The sequence below is a fragment of the Pirellulales bacterium genome, from assembly GCA_019694435.1.
Classification (GTDB): domain Bacteria; phylum Planctomycetota; class Planctomycetia; order Pirellulales; family JAEUIK01; genus JAIBBZ01.
This window is the reverse complement of the sequence record JAIBBZ010000016.1, coordinates 18,532-36,509: the sequence shown is the minus strand read 5'-3', so window position 1 is coordinate 36,509 and position 17,978 is coordinate 18,532. Positions and strand designations below refer to the sequence as shown.

General features: G+C 65.6%; 14 protein-coding genes. 5 read left to right on the top strand and 9 right to left on the bottom strand.

Features of this window, described 5'->3' with window-relative positions:
* Positions 1-41 precede the first annotated feature (41 nt).
* Together K1X74_13325 and K1X74_13320 are read right to left on the bottom strand one after the other, a co-directional pair.
* Positions 42-1,421, bottom strand: a complete 1,380-nt coding sequence (locus K1X74_13325) for a neutral/alkaline non-lysosomal ceramidase N-terminal domain-containing protein (protein MBX7167305.1) — start codon at positions 1,419-1,421, stop codon at positions 42-44.
* 3 nt (positions 1,422-1,424) lie between these two features.
* Positions 1,425-4,475, bottom strand: coding sequence for a c-type cytochrome (locus K1X74_13320; GenBank protein ID MBX7167304.1), 3,051 nt, complete (start codon positions 4,473-4,475; stop codon positions 1,425-1,427).
* A gap of 152 nt (positions 4,476-4,627) precedes the next feature.
* On the opposite strand from K1X74_13320, the gene K1X74_13315 reads away from it, so the two are divergent.
* Together K1X74_13315 and K1X74_13310 are read left to right on the top strand one after the other, a co-directional pair.
* Positions 4,628-5,665 (top strand): site-specific DNA-methyltransferase, encoded by a 1,038-nt coding sequence (locus K1X74_13315; GenBank protein MBX7167303.1) that lies wholly within the window; start codon positions 4,628-4,630, stop codon positions 5,663-5,665.
* 18 nt (positions 5,666-5,683) lie between these two features.
* Positions 5,684-6,508: a sugar phosphate isomerase/epimerase gene (locus K1X74_13310; GenBank protein MBX7167302.1), complete on the top strand. Its 825-nt coding sequence runs from the start codon at positions 5,684-5,686 to the stop codon at positions 6,506-6,508.
* A 122-nt stretch (positions 6,509-6,630) separates the two neighbouring features.
* Here the strand turns inward: K1X74_13310 and K1X74_13305 are convergent, their stop codons facing one another.
* From K1X74_13305 to K1X74_13280, 6 genes are all read right to left on the bottom strand, one after another.
* Positions 6,631-7,533: a hypothetical protein gene (locus K1X74_13305; protein ID MBX7167301.1), complete on the bottom strand. Its 903-nt coding sequence runs from the start codon at positions 7,531-7,533 to the stop codon at positions 6,631-6,633.
* 148 nt (positions 7,534-7,681) lie between these two features.
* The gene (locus tag K1X74_13300) at positions 7,682-8,467 is read right to left on the bottom strand and encodes an ABC transporter permease subunit (protein MBX7167300.1); all 786 of its coding nucleotides are present in this window, start codon (positions 8,465-8,467) and stop codon (positions 7,682-7,684) included.
* Positions 8,464-9,381 carry an ABC transporter ATP-binding protein gene (locus K1X74_13295; protein MBX7167299.1) on the bottom strand — a complete coding sequence of 306 codons (918 nt, stop codon included), beginning with the start codon at positions 9,379-9,381 and terminating at the stop codon, positions 8,464-8,466. The genes K1X74_13300 and K1X74_13295 overlap by 4 nt, the downstream gene beginning before the upstream one ends.
* A 21-nt stretch (positions 9,382-9,402) precedes the next feature.
* Entirely contained in the window at positions 9,403-10,302 is a 900-nt protein-coding gene (locus K1X74_13290; protein ID MBX7167298.1) for an ABC transporter permease, read from the bottom strand.
* On the bottom strand, positions 10,292-11,308 hold the full coding sequence (locus K1X74_13285) for an ABC transporter ATP-binding protein (GenBank protein MBX7167297.1): 1,017 nt from the start codon (positions 11,306-11,308) through the stop codon (positions 10,292-10,294). The genes K1X74_13290 and K1X74_13285 overlap by 11 nt, the downstream gene beginning before the upstream one ends.
* A gap of 195 nt (positions 11,309-11,503) precedes the next feature.
* Positions 11,504-11,770, bottom strand: coding sequence for a hypothetical protein (locus K1X74_13280; GenBank protein ID MBX7167296.1), 267 nt, complete (start codon positions 11,768-11,770; stop codon positions 11,504-11,506).
* 527 nt (positions 11,771-12,297) lie between these two features.
* Here K1X74_13280 and K1X74_13275 point away from each other — a divergent pair.
* From K1X74_13275 to K1X74_13265, 3 genes are all read left to right on the top strand, one after another.
* A complete protein-coding gene (locus K1X74_13275; GenBank protein ID MBX7167295.1) occupies positions 12,298-12,642 on the top strand; it encodes a P-II family nitrogen regulator in 345 nt (114 codons plus the stop codon).
* Between the two features lie 13 nt (positions 12,643-12,655).
* Positions 12,656-13,603, top strand: coding sequence for a hypothetical protein (locus K1X74_13270; GenBank protein ID MBX7167294.1), 948 nt, complete (start codon positions 12,656-12,658; stop codon positions 13,601-13,603).
* A gap of 92 nt (positions 13,604-13,695) precedes the next feature.
* Positions 13,696-14,781, top strand: a complete 1,086-nt coding sequence (locus tag K1X74_13265; protein ID MBX7167293.1) for a hypothetical protein — start codon at positions 13,696-13,698, stop codon at positions 14,779-14,781.
* A gap of 33 nt (positions 14,782-14,814) precedes the next feature.
* Here K1X74_13265 and glnE read toward each other — a convergent pair whose 3' ends face one another.
* On the bottom strand, positions 14,815-17,937 hold the full coding sequence (gene glnE / locus K1X74_13260) for a bifunctional [glutamate--ammonia ligase]-adenylyl-L-tyrosine phosphorylase/[glutamate--ammonia-ligase] adenylyltransferase (GenBank protein ID MBX7167292.1): 3,123 nt from the start codon (positions 17,935-17,937) through the stop codon (positions 14,815-14,817).
* Positions 17,938-17,978: the final 41 nt, after the last annotated feature.

Sequence of the window (17,978 nt, the reverse complement as noted above, 5' to 3'; positions counted from 1 at the left end):
GGCTCGCATCTCACGCGCCGCGCTCGCGGCGGAGCGCTTGTTCAGCGTACTGCGGCGAGGGCCTCGATTTGCCGATGCACTTCGCCGACGATCGTCTCCTCGACGCTGGGTGCCCAACGCGTCGGCTGGCCGTAGTAGACCATCGCGCCGCCGCCTTCGTAGCCGCCTTCGACCAGCACGCGCCGCGACGGGATGTAGGCCATCACGTCGTTCGTGTAGCCGGCCACCCAGGTGCGCGTCGGGCCGAACTCCTGCTTCAAACGCAACGCGTAGTCGACCACTACCTCGCCGCCGAGCAGGATCCAATCGAGCTGCCGGCCCAATCGCCAGACTTGCACCGGATATGGATAACTCGGCGCGAGGCTCCCCTCGGCCTCGATCCGCGCGAGCAGGGACTTGGCGCGGGCGGCTACATACCGATCGCTGCCCTGACTGTCGGCGACCAACTGGTCGCGCGTGGGCAACGTGTCGAAGGCCACGTCCACGCGCGCGAGGCTCGCCTCGACGTGCGGCGTCAGGGGCGTCAGCACGCCCGCCAACGCCTCGTCGACCGCCGCTGCCAGGCGCCGGCCGTACTCTTCGGCCAACGCCACTTCGCGGCGCGGGATCGGATTCTGATCGGCCCCGCAGCCGGCCCAGAACAAAGCCACGCAGTCGGGGTGCGCCGCCTCGAGCGCGATCTGAGCATGGCCCGGATAGTCGCCGGACCATTGGTTGCCGCTGAGCACGGTGGCGTGGCACGCATAGCCAAAGGCCACCGCGCGCAACTTGCCGTCCGGGTCGCGCACCGCCAGCACCGGTACGTCGTAGTCGACCGGGCCGACCAGCCGGCCCTGCGAGCGCAGCGCGGGCACCGCGGCCTCGGCGTTGTTGCGCCGATTCACGGCAACCGTCGACCGCCCGATGCCATACGCCACTTGCGCCGGCTGCAAGGCCGCCAGCGCGTCGCCCACGGCTCGCTCGATCGCGTCCTGCAAGCGCTCCACGTAGTTCTGCACGAGCTGCGATTGCCGCACGTCAAGAAAATACATCGCGGCCAGGTTGTGGCCGACTACCGGGCCGCTATGCGTGTGCGAAACGCAGATGGCCACCTGCTCGCGGGCCAGTTGGAATCTGTCCTCGAGCCGGCCGCAAATGGTCTCGGCCAGGACGCGGTCGATTCCCACCAGGTCGAGCGTGATCAGGCACATCCGCCGCTGTTGCGCATCGACCAGCACCAGCGCCTTGGCCCACAGGTCGGTCAGCTTGCCGTCGGCCGGCTTGTCGCGCGAGGCGTAGCCCGACATCCACATGAACTCGGCCGGCGTGATGTTCACCTTGGCTGCGCCAGCCTGCCAGAGTTCGTCCGCTGCTAGAGCGCCAGTTGGAAGACCGAGCAGGCAGCCGGCCAGCACACCCATCCAGATCGAACATCGTGTCATGTTTCACCGCAGGCTAAGCAGGTACGCGATCAGGTCGGCCATCGCCTGACGGTCGATCTGTTGTTCCAAACCCTCGGGCATCAGCGACAGCCCCGTGCTGCGCAGTTCTTCGATCTCGGTCCTGAGAATCGTGTCGCTGGCCGCCTCGGCCCGGGTGAGCGTGACACTCGTGGCCGACTCGGTGGTGAGCATGCCCGTCATGGCGCGGCCGTCGCTGGTGACCAGCGTGTAGTTGACGAACTGTGGATTGACCTCGCGATTGGGGTCGAGCACGTTCAGCAAGATCGCTTCGGCCCCGCGATTCTGGACCGTGGCCAGGCTGGGCCCCAGCTCGTGGCCGGCGCCCTCGGCCTTGTGGCACGCGGCGCAGATCTTCTTGAAGACTTCGCGTCCCCGGGCGGCGTCGCCCTTCAGCTCCAGGCACTCGCGATAGGCATCGACCACCTCTTGCCGCCGCGCCAATTGCACGTCGGCCAGCACGGCCTCGGCCCGGCTGCGAATCTCGGAGTCGGAATGCTCTTTGAGCTGCCGCAGCCGCGCCGGCTCGAAGTCGCCGGGGCGCACGCTTTGTGCCTCGATCGCAGCGAGCAGGGCCAACGACCAGGGCTTGCGTCCGAACAGCAGTTCGGCCGCCTCGACGCGCAGCCGTGGGCCCAATCCGGGCCAGGCCTCGAGTAGCACCTCGGCCACGGCCGCGTCGTCATAGCGCGCCAGCGCCTTGACGGCGGCCACTTGCACGACTTGCGGTTGTTGCGAGGCGAGCAACCGGGCGAAAACTTCGCGCGTTTCGACGAACGGCCGCAAGGCCAGCGCCGGTACCGCTTCGGCCCGCGTCGCGGGTGATTGGCGCTGGTCGTCGACGAGCGACCGCGCTTCGTCGACCAGTCGTTCGACGAGCGCTTGGGCCGAGGCCAGCAAACGGGGTTCGGGAATCGCGTCGGCCAGGGCTTGCCCGCGACGCGCCAACGCGTTGCGATATGCCAGGACGCAGGCAAAACGCGTGGCGGCCAGCTCGGGCGGCAAATGCTCCAGCGCCGGCAGCACGACCGCCATGTCGGCCTTCGCGCCCCGGCCAGCCGCCTGTTCGGCCAAAGCCACGAGCAGCGGGCGCCGCGCCACATCGCCGCAAAACGGCCCATCAGCCAGCAATTGTGCCAGAACCTGCTCGCCGCTCTCGGCGAGCGAGCTCTGGATCGCGACGCGCATCCAGCGATCGGCCGCATCGCGCCGCGCCAACTCGACCAAGGGCGCGATCCGCTCCGCCGTGGGCAGATCGCCCAAGGCGAACGCCACCTCGTAGCGCACGTGCAAGTCGTCGTCGCCGGCCATCGCGACCAGCCGGGCGCGCACGTCGCCCCATGCACCTGCGCGATGTCGGGCAATTCGCACCGCGTGCCTTCGAACTCCGGGGTCGGCATCGGCCATGGCCCGCAAGAGCGTGGCTGGCTCGAGCGCCGCCAGGCTGTTCAAGGCATAGAGTGCCCGCATGCGCCCGATGGCGCTGGGCGAGCGTTGCACACGGTCGGCGAGCAATCGCTGCGCCTCGGGATCACGCCGCTCGTAGATCAGCCGCGCCGCCGTGTCGACGTGCCAGCCGTTGGCGTGTTCCAACAGGCCCACCAGCTCGGCCGTCGTGGCTTGCGACAATTTCGGCGCAGGACGATGGCGATACCCCTCGGGCACCAGCCGGTAGATGCGCCCGCGGTCGCGGCCATTCGTCAAGTCGAGATGCTTCTTGATCACCGGCGGCAGGCTCGCCGGGTGTTCGATCACTTCCCGGTAGACGTCGAGGATATGCAACGTACCGTCGGGCGCGTTGATGAACTGGCACGGCCGGAACCAGACGTCGGTCGACGCCAACAGCTCGACGCCCTGATCGATGCGCTCGGCCACGTGCTGGATGCCGCGGCGATCGATCCGCTTGCGATGCACGATGTTGCTGCCGACGTCGCCGATGATCGCCACGCCGCGCAGCTTTTCGTCCCAGGCATCGCCGCGATAGATCGTCGTGCCGGTGGCGCTGGTGAAATAGCCTGCTGCGCGTCCGCCCCCCTCGACGATGCCGGGCACCACGCCGGAGACCCGCAGCCGCGTACGGACCAGGCGCCAGGGCTCGACCGGACTGATGCGAAATACCTCGGCCTGCGGACCATCGGCCGCGATCGATTGGCGCGCCCCGGGCGCAACCAAGAACGGGTTGCGCGCCAGGTCGGCTTCTTCGTACATGATCTGCTGGAGGTGATCGCTGTTCGAGCAAACATATCGCACGCCCCAATCGTCGAATGACAGACCGTGCTGGGCACCGCCGCTCGTGGTCTCGAACGCGAGCGTGCGCGGGTCGAAGGCAAAATCCCGGCCGCGCAACGACACCGGGCCGGCCGGCGACGCATCGCCGGACGCCGCATCGCCACCCCAAAGCTCCTGCGGAGTAGCGACCGTGGTAATCTCGCCGCCCGTGCTGCTGGCCGAGCCGTAAATGCGATTATCGAGGCCCCATTGGAGCGAATTCACCAGTCCCTGGACGTTGCTGGTGCTGAAGCCCTCGTACACCGTGCGGCGCAGATCGGCGCGGCCGTCGCCGTCGGTGTCCTTGCAGTAGTCGAGCCTGGGGGCATCGGCCACGAACACGCCGCCGGCGTAACAGGCCACGGCCGTCGGCCACAGCAACCCGTCGAGAAACACCGTGCCGCGGTCGAATCGCCCGTCGCCGTCGGTATCTTCCAACCGGTGCACCCGGCTCAAGCCCTCGTCGCGATTCTCCGAGTAGCCGCGCATTTCGACGACGTACAGCCGGCCGTCTTCGTCGAACGCCGCGGCGACGGGATCGGACACGAGCGGTTCGGCGGCCACCAACTCGACGCGAAAGCCCGGCACTGTGCGCATGCTGGCCAGCGCCTGCTCCGGCTCGAGCGGCTCGATGCGCGGCAGCTCGGCCGAATAGTCTTTATCGACCGAGTCGGCCACCGGGTCGGCCGCCTGCAGCATCAGGCAGGCCCCACAGACGGCCGCCAGGAATAGTCCACACAGTCCGGGGACCTTGGCTCGCAGATTCATGCTTGTTCGTATCCAGGTCGATCGTATCCAGGTCGGCCATCGCAGCCGATCGTAGCCCGATGGCCGGCGCCCCTCAACTTGTGGCGGCAGTTTCTGGGCCGCAAAGCGCATCGCCGTGCCGGTCATTTCCAGCGCGCCGGCGATGCGATACCATGGGGCGACTGCTCGAAAACGTGTGTCATTTCCTTCAAGGAGGAAGTCTCTTGGCGCGACGTCGCTTGCCGCCTGCCGACCAGCTCATCCACGGCGATTGCGTGGCCGGTCTGGGCCGCCTTGCCGAAGGCAGCGTCGACCTGGCTTTTGCCGATCCGCCGTTCAACATCGGTTACGACTACGACGTTTACGATGACCGGCTGCAATGCGACCAGTACCTCGACTGGTGCCGTACATGGACGCAGTCCGTGATCCGTGCGCTCAAGCCCAACGGCACGTTCTGGCTGGCGATCGGCGACGAGTATGCCGCCGAGCTGAAGGTGATGCTGACGCGCGAATTGGGCCTCACCTGCCGCAGTTGGGTCGTCTGGTATTACACCTTCGGGGTCAACTGCAAGCAGAAGTTCAGCCGGTCGCACGCCCACCTGTTTCATTTCGTCAAAGACGCCCGCGATTTCTATTTCGACACCGAGACGATTCGCGTGCCTTCGGCGCGGCAGATGGTCTACGGCGATCGCCGCGCGCATGCCAAGGGCCGGCTCCCCGACGACACCTGGATCTTGCGGCCACAAGACGTGCCCGAGTGTTTTTCGCCGGAGGAGGACACGTGGTATTTCCCGCGCGTCTGCGGCACGTTCAAGGAACGCGCCGGCTGGCACGGTTGCCAGATGCCCGAGCAGCTCCTGGGGCGCATCGTGCGCGCATGCAGCCGCGAGGGCGACCTGGTGCTCGATCCGTTCGGCGGCAGCGGTACGACGCTGGCCGTCGCCAAGAAACTCAAGCGCCGCTACCTGGGCTTCGAGCTGTCGCCCGAGTATGCCGCGCGGATCGAAGCGCGCTTGGCCGCGATCGCGCCGGGCGATCCCCTCGACGGCGCCGAGCAGCCCACGAAGAGCGCCCCGAGCACGGCGGCCGGCCGCCGGTTGGAAGACAAACACAGCACCGCGCCGCCGCGCCGCCGCAAGCCGGCCGCGGCCGGCCGGCAACAGGAAATCAAATTCGTCGACAAGACCTCCCGCCGCCGTGCCAAGGCCTGAGCCGCACGCTGTACCATCATGAAATTTGCCATCTGTAACGAGACGTTCCTCGATTGGCCCCTGGATCGCGCTTTCGCCTTTGCCCGCGAGTGTGGCTACACGGGCATCGAAATCGCCCCGTTCACGCTCGACTACGACGCCCGTAGAATCAGCGCCGCGCAACGTGCAGAAGTCTGCCGGCTGGCGACTGAGGCCGATTTGCAAGTCATCGGCCTGCATTGGCTGCTGGCCAAGACCGAGGGCTTCTATCTCACCACGCCCGACGCTGCCGTGCGCCGGGCCACGAGCGCGTATCTCGGCGACCTGGCCCGGTTGTGCCAGGACCTGGGCGGACGGCTCCTGGTGCTCGGCTCGCCGCTGCAGCGCAACCTGCTGCCCGGCGTGACGCACGAGCAGGCCCTCGACTACGCGGCCGACTGCCTGACGGCCGTGCTCCCCGTGCTCGAACAGACCGATACGATCGTCGCCGTCGAGCCGCTCGGCCCGGCCGAGGGCGATTTTCTCAATCGGACCGACGACGCCGTGCGCCTGATCGAGCGGATCGGCTCGCCGCATTGCCGGCTACATCTCGACTGCAAGGCCATGTCGAGCGAACCGGAACCGATCGCCGACAACATCCGCCGGCACGCCCCGTGGCTGGTTCACTTTCACGCCAACGACGCCAACAAGCTCGGCCCCGGCATGGGCGACGTCGATTTCGTGCCGATCGTCGAGGCTCTGGGCCAGATCGACTACCAGGGTTGGGTCTCCGTCGAGGTGTTCGACTATTCGCCGGGCGTCGAGCGCCTGGCCCGTGAAAGCATCGAGCACCTGCAAGCCTGCCTCGAGCAGGTGACGGGCTGAGCGGCGAACGCCGCACGCGATGCGCGCCGGTCAGGTTTCTGGGTCCGCGCGTTACCGCACCGCGCAGAACATGCTCGCAAGGCAACCTGATTCCGAGGCGACCGCGAGCGGTCGTTCCCCGCTCAGGTGAAGTTGTAAAAGCCCTCGCCAGGTTCGTAGTCGAAGGGCGAGTCGAGATTGTACTGGTAGTAGTAGCCGTAGTAGGCATTGCGGCGCCAGCCCCAATCTTGCTGGAAGTAGTCGAAGCCTGTGCCACCGACGAGTTTGTCCGCGACTCCGTCGTCACCGCCGTTGAGCGAGTCGCTGTCGCTGCCGCCATCCAGCTCGTCGTAGTCCAAGCCGCCGTCGAGGTAGTCGTTGCCGCTGTGTCCGAACATGTAGTCGGTGCCGCTTTCCCCGTAGAGGAAATCGTGGCCGTCGTAGCCATACATGCGATCGTTGCCGGCGCCGCCCCACAGCGTATCGTTGCCATAGCTGCCGACGAGGGCGTCGGCACCGCTGCCGCCGTACAGGACGTCGCCGCTGTAATCCCAACCGGCGTACAACAGGTCGTCACCGCCGTTGCCGTACAGGTAGTCGCGGCCGTTGCCGCCATCGAGCGTATCGGCCGCGTAGGAGCCAACGAGGACGTCGCTGCCGTTGTTCCCGTACGCAGCCGTGCGAAGATCGGAGGTGTTATTGAAGTAGTCGTCGCCGGGGCCGCCGTAAAAGTTCACTTTGCGCGACCAGACGGCCGACGCGGCGAAATACCAGGTTTGAGAACCAACGTCCGACGAGTAGGCGCTGACCCGGTAATACGCGGTGCCGCCGTAACTCTCCGAGGCTACGCTCACGTCGGATCGCGTGTACTGGTCACCGTAGATGGCCAGCTCTCCGGAGTAAGAGTTGACGAACGCGTTGACCGACATCACGCGGCGCGATTCGAGGGCCTCGATCGCCGAAAAACGGCTCCCGACCCGGCAACGGCTTGCCGTCCGGCGCGTCGCCGGCTTGCGCCCCAACATTCTGGACAGGATTGTGAACATGTCCGCCTCCACGTGCGTCGAGTGTTCTTGCGTACCAGGCACTGCCCTGTAAGCGGCGTCCGCGCGGAAACGTTACACGGACGACCCAAAACGCACGTCGACGCGAGGACTATCGTCGCCCGGGAGGCCCGTAGTGGCAGGGCTCAGATCAGGTCAAATCGCGATATTCGCGGGCCTGGAAGATGAGCATCGTCAACAGAATGCCGCCCAGCGTGATGCCCAACAGGGCCAGGCTCGCGGAGTAGGCGGAGATTGGCACGAACAACTCCGGGTCGGGCACGCGCGTGCCGAAAGCCGATCCGAGATCGTAAACCATCGCCTTGCCGTAATAGTTCACGGCCACGCGCTTGATGATGCCCGGCATGTTGCCGATCAGCAGCTCCATGAACAGCGAGTAGACCAGGGCGATGATCGTCGAGTGCCGAAACGTGACGGCGAACAGGTGGAACACGGCCACATAGGCGATGGTCGTAAACAGCACCATCGGCAAGTACAGGCGCAGCGCCATCTCGCCCACCTCGCCCGCCAGCTTGCAGTAGCTCCAGAAGCTTACCACCACGAGCCCCACGACGAGCGGCAACGTGGCCAGCAGCTTGGCCAGCAGGATCATGCCCCGCGGCACCGGCCGGATGAGCAGGAACAACAGCGTCCGATCTTCGCGATCGCCGCCGATGCTCATCGTGCCATAGGCCAACGCGCACACCGGCACGATGAACGACGCAAACAGGTAGATGACGAACTCCTCGCTGAACGCCGCGAAGGCCGATTCGCGCGTGAGAAAGTCATCGCCCGCGGCGCCAAACGTGTAGTGCCGGCGCACGAGAAACAGCGCGCAACCCAAGAGCGGAAACGCCACCATCAACGTGCTCGCCGACCAGAGCAGCCGCGAGAACGAGAGGAAGATCAGGGTCGCCCAGGCCCGCAGGAGCTTCATTGCACCCCCTGTTCCAGGTAGCCGAACACGGCATCGGCGCCGGTGTCGAGCGTCTGGAGTTTGCGGACTTCGAGCCGATGCTCGATCACCAGGTCGGTCAGGCGGGCAAAGAACTGCAGGGGGTTGCGCGTGCGCACGGTGACGGCGTCGCCGCGAACTTCGACCGAACGCACCTCGAGATCGCCCACCAGCAGCGCCGCCAGCTTGCGCGGCGGCTCGGCGACGATCTGCACGGTGAACGGCTGATCGTCGATCAGGTTGCGCACTTCGGCCAAGGTGCCCGAGGCGATGACCCGGCCCCGGGCCAACATCAGGATCGAATCGGCCAGGCTCTCGACCTCGACGAGAATGTGGCTCGACAGCAGAATCGTCTTGCCGAGTTCGGCCTGCTTGACGAGCAGCCGGCCAAAGTCGCGCCGCCCGCCCGGATCGATGCCGTTCATCGGTTCGTCGAGTAGCAGCACCTCGGGATCGTGCACCAGGGTCTGCGCGAGCTTGATGCGTTGCCGCATGCCGTGGCTGCAGCCGGCGATGCGCCGATTCGCGCGATCGGTCATGCCCACCTCGGCCAGCGAGCGTTCGGTCCGCTCGCGGGCCTCGCGGCGCGAATAGCCGTAGAGCCGGGTCATCGTGTAGACGAAATCGCGCCCGGTCATCTCCTCGTAGAAATTGTTGATGTCCGGGCTGAAACCGAAGGCATACTTGGCCGCCGCGCTCCAGGCGCGATGATCGCCGATCAGCACCTGGCCCTGCGTGGGGCGCAACTGGCCGCTGGCCAGCTTCATCATCGTCGACTTGCCCGCGCCGTTGGCGCCGAACAGCCCCGTGATGCCGGGCCCGATCCGGCACGACACGTCGTTGACGCCGATCACCGGGCCGTAGAATTTCGTGACGTGGTCAAAGGTCAGCAGCATCGCACCCAACATCCGCGCGGGTTATTCGACGATATCCACGGCCCGCACCCGTTGGACGAGCAACAACAGCGAAATCGAGCAGACCACCGTCAGGATGATCAGCGCCGAATAGGCGAAATTGACGTCGATCTGCTCATTGAACGAACCGAAACACAGCCGGCCCACGGCGCGCATGTCGCGCCACGGATCGAGCAGCCGCCAGTATTGCGCGTATTCCGGGTCGCTGGCCTTCTCGAGCATCTGCGAGATGCTGCCGAACAGCACGAACACGCTCGACCAGGTGATCGCGATCGGGGCCACGCGCTGCAGATAGGCCGACAGCGTCGTGATCAGAATGCTCAACACGACGCACAGCACCAGGCCATACACGACCACCGAGACGGGGATCCGCCAGTTGTCGATCCAGTACTTGGTCGACGAGGTGAACAACCCGTATTCGACGAACAGGACCAGCGCCGGCAGCACGGTGAGGATCATCACGATGGCACTCACGGCCAGCAGCTTGCCGACGATGTAGTGCCGGCGATCGATCCGGCGCGACAGGTAGAAAGGCAGCGATCGCAGGCGAAAATCGGAGCCCACCAGCAGGCTGCCGGAAAACGCCAGCAAGATCATCACCACGATGCTTTGCCGCTGCATGAACTGGATGTAGCCGCTTTCCTCGTCGCCGCTGGGCTGCGAACTGAAGCCGAAGCCGCGCAGCAGCGTTTCCTGTGCATCGCGCGGGATCTCGAACTGCGTGACGGCGTAGATAATGGCCCAGTAGAGGATGAAATTCAGCAGCCCCAGCCCGAGCACGACCCAGTACGACTTGCGACGGAAGACCTGCAACAGGCCCACGCGCATGATCGCCAGGCAGCTCCACCAGGGCGAATGCAGCTTGCCGTGCCAGCCGTGATAATGCGCGACGTCAAGCCCCATGCGTCAGGTCCTCGACGGCCGGATGCTTTTCGACGGCGGCCGGCCGCGTCAGGGCGCCGTGCTCGGCGGCCACCTCGGCGGCATGCGCGTCTTGATCGGTCACGCGGTAGAACAATTGCTCGAGATCTTCCTCTTCCTGCGCCATTTCGACGATCACGATGCCGGCCCGGCGGGCCAGGTCGAAAAAGCCGGCCGTGGAAAACCCCGCCGGAATCGTGACCATGACCTTGTTCGCCGACGACGGGGGCGCGACCTCGAGCCCGGTCTCGGCCAACGCCGCGAGAAACGCCTCGCCGGCGCCGCCGTCCCAGGTAATGTGGTAACGGTTGCCGGTCGCTTGGCGCAGCTCGTCCATCGTGCCGGCCCGTACGACGCGCCCCTGGTGCAACACGACGATCTGCTGGCACAGCCGTTCGACGTCGCCCAGGAGGTGCGTGCAAAGGATCACGCTCTTTCCCGTCTCGGCGATCAGGTCTTCGATCAGCCGCAGCATGGCCACGCGCCCGGCCGGGTCGAGGCCGTTCGTCGGTTCGTCGAGCAGCAGTAACTGCGGGTCGTGGACCAGCGCTGCGGCCAGCTTGAGCCGCTGCAAATTGCCGGTCGAGTATTCTTCCAACTGGCGATAGCGCAGCTCGCCCAGGCCGACGTAATTGAGCACTTCGTGGGCCCGGCGCCGCGCATCGCGGTGCGGCATGCCGTACAGGTCGCCCGCCAGGGTGACAAACTCCACGCCGCGCAACACGGGCACCGTGGCCGCGGCCTCGGGCATGTAACCCACTCGGGCCCGCAAGTCGGTCGAACCGGTGCGCAGATCGCAGCCCAGGATGGTGCCGGAACCGGTGTCGGGCTCGAGCAGACCCAAGAGAATCTTCAGCAGCGTTGATTTGCCGGCGCCGTTGTTGCCGACCAGGCCGATCGTGCCCGGCTCGAGCGACAAGTCGAGTTCCCGCAACGCATGTACGTGGCCATAGCTGCGGCTGACGTTGCGAATGTCGACCAACGGCATGACGGCTGACCGCGGGATCCTGCGAACTAGCATCCGGCGGGCAGACACGAGCAAGGCCGCCGACCAAGCGCTCGATTCTATCACTCTGGCGCGTGGTCGGGCACCCTGCGGGCAGGATCAAACGGCGGAAATTCGAGCCGTACCGGCGAGTTTTTCGCTCCCGGGCGGCAAGTGGCCGGGGGGGAACTCGCTGTCTCAGCCGGCTTTCTTGGCGAGCAACTCTTCCAGCAAGCGAGCTAGCATTTGAATGTCGCGCTTCTTTTCGATGTGCTCGACCCGCGTCGCCGGCACCTTCAACTTGCCCAAGGTCGCGTTGACGTTCTTCCACAGGCGTTCGGCCTGCTTGCCTTCGGCCAGGTACAGATCGGTTACCAGCTCGCCCAACCTCTGGAGCGAAATGGTCTCTTGGTTGTTGTAGTAGTTGCGGACGATCTGCTGTTGATGCTTCGAATACTCGGCCATGGCAGTTCCGGTTCCTCGGGCGGTCGTCGTCAACGTCGCGGCATCAAGGCTGGGACGGGGCGGCTGCGGGCTGCCCCGGCGCTGGTGTCGCCGGTGCCGGTGCACCGGGGGCCGCCGCGGCAGGCTGGCCGCCTTCGGCCGGCGCGGCGCCGGCAGGCTGTTCGCCACCGGCAGGCGCAATCCCGCGCAGCTTATTTTCCGTGGCCTTGAGCCTCTCCTCATATTCGGCTTTTCCGCAGCCTGCGACGAGCGTTACCGCGGCCAACAACAAGAGCCGCCCGATGTTTGCACAGGTTGCGACACGGGTGCGGCTGGCAGATAATCGAGTGTTCGACATAATCGGTAGGCCCGAAGAATGCTCAAGCGTCGGCCCGCGACAGGATCAACCGCTGCCGGTGCGGTGGTCGTGACCGTTCAGCGGGCAGTTTGTGCGGTGCAGGCTGCCGGTGTCAATTGTAGGAGCCACCACCGGCGCGGGGTTCTGGGCCGCGGCGGTTGTCAGCCGCCCGCACGAGGGATAGCGATCTTTGAAACAAGTCGTCGCGATCGTTAAGCCGTACCTGGTCGAGAAAGTGCTCGAAGCGCTGCGCCGTGCGCCCCTGGAGGCCTGCAGCGTCCGCGAAGTGAAGGGCTACGGCCGGCAGAAGAACTATCTCGACCAGTATCGGGGCAGCGAATATGCCCTGGCCTACCTGCCCAAGGTCGAAATCACGCTCTGGGTCGACGACGCCCGCACCGAGGAGATCGTCCGGCGCATCGTCGAAGTGGCCCGCACCGGGCGCATGGGCGACGGCAAGATCTTCGTGCTGCCGACCGCCGCCGGTACCCGGACCATCGACTTGAGCGAGGCCGCTTCGGGGCCGGCCAAATGAAGGGGTCGGTGCCGTGAAGCGATTCGGGCTGTCCGCGCTGAGTTTGCTACTGGCTTGCGCGCTGCTGCCGCCGCGGGCCGCGGGTGATGACGACACCTTGGCGTGGCGGTTCCAGCCCGGCGAGTCGCTGCTGTGGTCGACCGATCAGGAATTGCGCAACGCCTCGTACAAAAACAAGGTGCGCTACGAGACGGTCAACCACAGCGAGATCGGCATCTGTTTCGACGTGCGCGAGGTGGACGCTTCGGGCGTGGCGGCGGCGCAGATGCGTTTTGAATACCTGGCCCTGGAAATCTCCAACCCGCAACGGCGCGTGGCCTTCGACTCGCGCAAACCGGAAGAGAACGTTGCTGCCCGCAATGCGGCGCGGCTGTATGCCCCCTTCTTCACGGTCGTGATCAACGTCCGCATCACACCGGCCGGCAATTTCGTCGACATCCGCGTGCCCGAGCACACGGTCGAAGTGGCGATGAACGTCCCCGGGCGCGAGCGGTTGATCGGCCTCTTGCGTCCCGAGACGTTTGCCGACGGCTTCCAACAGCTCTCCGGCCCCGGCTGGGTGATGTTTCCCGAGAATCCGCCCGGCGCCCACTCGGTCTGGGAACACAAGCTGGTCGCCAAGGCGCAAACCGGTCTGCTGCAGCGGCTCACGACGCGCTACGAGGTGGCCGGCATCGAAATGCAGAAAGATGCACGCATCGCGCGGATCAAGTTCACCGGCAGCACCTCGTTCAACGAAAGCTCGGGCGTAAGCGTCACGCGCCAAGAACACCAGGGCGAAGCCACGTTCGACCTTACGGCTGGCAGACTGATCGGCGCCCAACAGCGTCAAAGCCTCGATCTGGAACTGATGTCCCCCGCCGGTCCGGTCAAGCAGCAACTCGATGCGACGACAAAGAATGCGCTCATCGTGCGTCCGGCAAAACCTGCCGGCCCGGCAGCCCCTCCGGGCAATCCTTAATTCCCCGCCAGCGACCGCAGCCTATCGGCCAGTGGGAAAATCTCTAAACTGGCGACAGTGATTTTCCGGCTATTTTCCAGGGAGACCTTCCCGTGTATCGGCGCACTCGATTCTTCACGCCATGGCAACCAACTGCGTTGCTGAAGGCCGTCGTATTGCTGCTGTCATGTGCGGGACTGCCTCTGGTCGCCCGGGCAGACGACGAGCCCATACGCTGGCGGTTTTCGGCCGGCGAACAGTTCATGCTGCAGGTCGATCAGCAGTTCGAGGCGGCGACGATCGTGGGCGACAATTCGTCCAAGAGCAACGGCACCATGAGCATGCAGTTGCAGTTCAACGTGAAAGAACTGCTCGACAACGGGGCAGCGCGTTGCGAAATGGGCATCACTCGGATGCAGCTCAAGCTCGTAGCCCCGATCGCGACGCTGGAGTTCGACACGGCCAACAAGGAGGAGCCCGAAAATCCTCAGGCCCAGTTGATGGCCAAGGTGCTGCGCCCCTTCACCGAGTTGAAGTACACCCTGACCATCGATCCACGCGGCAACATCCTCGACGTCGAGTTGCCGAAAGACGCCGCCAAGAACCTGGCCAGCCAGTTGGGGAGCATACCCGGTGGCGGGCAGTTCAACGACCTGCTGAACGAAGAGACGTTTGCCCAAGGCTTCAAGCAGATGAGCGGCAACGGCTGGCTCATCTGGCCTGAAACGATGCCCGCCGTCGGCGACACCTGGAAACAGGAAGGTACCATCGCCAACCCCATCCTCGGCAGGCAAACGGAGATTTCGACGTTTCGCTACGAAGGGCCCGTCGAGATCGACGGCCACCAGCTCGAAAAGGTGGCCGTGGAGATCACCATGGATTACGACCCGGACGATCAGGCCAAACTCCCGATCAAGGTCAAGATCTCGGAACAGGAGCAAAAGGGCTATATCTACTTTGACCGCCAGGCCGGGCGGATCGATCACTCGGAGCTGACCCAGCACATCGACATGGATTTAGAGACCATGGGCCAGGCGTTCGAGCAGGAGATCAACGTCGAGACGAAATCCAGGTTCGAGCCGGCCGATGCCACCGGCGAGACGCAGTCGGAAAGCGAGTCGAAACCCGCCGGCGACGCCCCCGCGGCGCCCGGCACAGAATCGTCCGGCGACAAGGAAGCCGCGCCCGAAAAGAATTAAGCTCTTCGTGCCACGCCAGGCGCCTGCGGCCGGTCACACGGCCGCTTCGGCCAACAGCAGCAGCCGCTCGAACCGCTGGCGGTTTTGCTCGGTGTACTTCCAGAAATCGGCCAGCAGCTCCTGCCCCGCCGAGTAGCCCAACGGTCGGGCCAGCTTGTCCAATTCGATCGGGTCGTCGGGCACGTCGTGGTGCGCGGCGCTATTCATCAGCCGCAAGCGCGCCTCGAGCGTGCGCAAGAAGCGATAACTACCGGCCAGGTACTCCAGATCGGCCTGGTCGATATGGCCCGCGGCGTGCAGCGCGGCCAAGGCGTCGAGCGTGTTCGGCTGGCGGATCGCCGGCTCGTCGGCGCCGTAGCGCAATTGCAGCATCTGCACCAGGAACTCGACGTCGACCAGTCCGCCCGGCCCGCGCTTGAGGTTGGTGCGGCTGGCGTTGAGCTCGATGCGGCGGCGCATGTCACGAATGGCGGCGGCCCATTCATGTTGCCACGGATGTTCGTAGGCGGCGCGGCCGATCGCTGCCCAGGCTGCTGCGGCGGCGTGCGGCGAGCCGAAGACGACGCGTGCCTTGCAGAGCGCCTGTCGTTCCCAAAGCTGAGCCTCGCCGTTGGCGTAATACCGTTCGAATTCGGCCAGCGACGTGGCGAGCACTCCACTGCGACCGGTCGGCCGCAGCCGGGGGTCGACTTCGAACAGCCGCCCAAAGGGGCCCAGTTGGCTCGAGACCTTGATGATCCGCTGGCCCAATTCGCTGAAAAAGTGATTGTTCGTCGTCGTCTCGCTGCGGCGACTGCGCGACAAGGCGTGCGTCTGGCCGTCGGCCTGGTACAGGAAGACGATGTCCAGATCGCTGCGATAGGTCATCTCGCGGCCGCCAAACTTGCCGAGGGCCACGATCATCAACTCGCAGGGCATGCCCGCCCTTTCGCCCGACCCCACTAGCGGTTCGCCCAGCTTTTCCACCAGCTTGCGATACTCGTCGAGCGCGATCCGCTCGAGGCAGGCCTCGGCGATATCGGACAGCGCGGCGTTGGTCGCCTTGATGTCTTCCTTGCCCAGGATGTCGCGCACGCCCACCGCCAGCACCTGCGCATTCTTGAAGCTGTGCAGGATCGGCTCGATATCCTCCGCCCCGCGGCACAGTTCATCGAGCAGCTCGCGCAGATCGGCCAGTTCGGGCAGCTTGTTCAGCACCAGGCTGTCCATCAGGTCGTCGATCATGCCCGGGTTGCTGGTGAGAATGCTCGACAAGTACGGGCTCGAGGCGCACAGCTCGACATACAAGCGCAGCGAGGGCTCGTTGAAGCTGAACAGCTCCCAAAGCACGCCCTTGCCGCCCAGCGAGTCGGACACCTGGACCAGGTTCACGAGCGTCGAGTCGGGGTCGGGCGTGGCGGCGATCGCCTTGAGCAGGGCCGGCGCAATGGCGGCCAGAAAATGCCGGCAGCGGCGCGTCGACAGGAACCGCACCTTCTCTTCGCTCAGGGCCATCAAGTTGTCGTAGGCCTGCTGCACGTTGCGGAAGCGATGCCGCGCCAGCACTTCGGCGATGCGCTCCAGCGGCGGCGCGGGGTCGAGCACCAGGTCGACCTCCGGCTCGGTGGCCGCGTCGTCCGGAAACGCCTGGTGCAACAGGTGATCGAGCATCCGCCGATTGACGTCGGTCTTGGTGCGCAAGTCGGCCAGGAAGGCCGCCAGCGCCGTCCGCTCGGGCGTATCGGCATACCCCATGCGGATCGCCACTTTGCGCAGCTCCTCGGGCTGCTCGGGCAACAAATGCGTCTGCAGATCGAACATGATCTGCTGCCGGTGCTCGATCTTGCGGAGAAAGCTGTAATTGCTTTCCAACAGCGAGCGTTCCTGGTGCGTGAGGCAGCCGGCCTTTTCCAACTCGGCGATCGCCAGCAAGGTGTTGCCGGTGCGCAGATTCTCGAGGTCGCCGCCGTTGAGCAGCTGGAGAAATTGGATCACGAACTCGATATCGCGAATGCCACCGTGGCCCGTCTTCACGTTGCGGTCGTCGACGCCTTCGAGCAGGGTACGGCGCTCGATGCGCCGCTTGAGGGCCTTGATGCCCGTGATGTCGGCCAGCCCCAGGTAACGGCGATAAATCCAAGGCTCGAGCCGGCGCAAGAACCGCTGGCCCAATTCCAGGTCGCCAGCCACCGGCCGGGCTTTGACATAGGCCTGCCGTTCCCAAGTGCGTCCCAGGACGTCGTAATACTGCCAGGCTGCTTCCAGGCTCTGAACCGTCGGCCCACGTTCGCCCAACGGGCGCAGCCGCAGATCGACTCGGTAGACGTAGCCCAGCTCGGTGACTTCGGCGAGCAGCTTGACCAGCGCGCGGATCAACCGGTCGAAGTATTCCAGGTTGGTTTGCGGCTGCCGGCCATCGGTCATGCCGTCTTCGTCGTAGAGGAACACCAGGTCGATGTCGCTCGAATAGTTGAGCTCGACGCCGCCGAGCTTGCCCAGCGCCAGGACGACGAACTGGGCCGGCTGCCGGTCGGCCCGGCGGGGCGTACCACGACGTTCGCCCAGCTTGCGTCGCGCGGCGACCAGTGCGCCTTCGATCAGGGCGTCGGCCAGGTACGAGATCTGCGCGCTCACCGTGGCCAGCGGCTGTTCGCGGATGATGTCGCCGTAGCTGATCCGCAAGGTTTCGCGCCGCTTGAAGCGGCGCAGCGCGGCCATCACCAGCCGCTCGTCGCTCAGGCTGGCGACTTCGCTGGTGATCTCGTCGACCAGCACCTCGCGCGACACCGGCTGCCCGGCCGTCATCCGGACCAGGTCGTAGCTCTCGGCATCGGTGATCAGCAGGTCGCTCAGGTACTGGCTGGTCGAGAACAACTGCAGCAAGATCGGCAGCGCCTCGCGGTCGCGCTCGAACAGCGTGCCTAGCGACAAGGGATTGCGCGCCGCCGCGAAGAAGCGGTCGAGATTGTTCAGCGCCATGTCCGGGTCGCTCGTCCCGGGCAGGTGCTCTGCCAACTGGTCGGCCAAGTCGGCCAACAGGTCGAGCGTCAGCCCGCCGGTGGCCAGGCGGACCAGGCTCTGCTGACCCCGGGCCGGGTTGACCAACCCCAGACCTTGCAACCAAGAAGAGGCCGCCGCGGGATCGTCTAACAGGCGGCGAAGCGTTTCGATCTGCATGAAGGCGTCGCTTCCGACTGGCACTCAGGGGCGCCGATGTC

Coding starts and splice junctions, on each gene's coding strand:
- K1X74_13285 (MBX7167297.1), bottom strand. CDS start 11,308: ATGCCGTTGGTCGACATTCGCAACGTCAGCCGCAGCTATGGCCACGTA.
- K1X74_13310 (MBX7167302.1), top strand. CDS start 5,684: ATGAAATTTGCCATCTGTAACGAGACGTTCCTCGATTGGCCCCTGGAT.
- K1X74_13290 (MBX7167298.1), bottom strand. CDS start 10,302: ATGGGGCTTGACGTCGCGCATTATCACGGCTGGCACGGCAAGCTGCAT.
- K1X74_13280 (MBX7167296.1), bottom strand. CDS start 11,770: ATGGCCGAGTATTCGAAGCATCAACAGCAGATCGTCCGCAACTACTAC.
- K1X74_13325 (MBX7167305.1), bottom strand. CDS start 1,421: ATGACACGATGTTCGATCTGGATGGGTGTGCTGGCCGGCTGCCTGCTC.
- K1X74_13295 (MBX7167299.1), bottom strand. CDS start 9,381: ATGCTGCTGACCTTTGACCACGTCACGAAATTCTACGGCCCGGTGATC.
- K1X74_13300 (MBX7167300.1), bottom strand. CDS start 8,467: ATGAAGCTCCTGCGGGCCTGGGCGACCCTGATCTTCCTCTCGTTCTCG.
- glnE (MBX7167292.1), bottom strand. CDS start 17,937: ATGCAGATCGAAACGCTTCGCCGCCTGTTAGACGATCCCGCGGCGGCC.
- K1X74_13305 (MBX7167301.1), bottom strand. CDS start 7,533: ATGTTCACAATCCTGTCCAGAATGTTGGGGCGCAAGCCGGCGACGCGC.
- K1X74_13320 (MBX7167304.1), bottom strand. CDS start 4,475: ATGAATCTGCGAGCCAAGGTCCCCGGACTGTGTGGACTATTCCTGGCG.
- K1X74_13315 (MBX7167303.1), top strand. CDS start 4,628: ATGGGGCGACTGCTCGAAAACGTGTGTCATTTCCTTCAAGGAGGAAGT.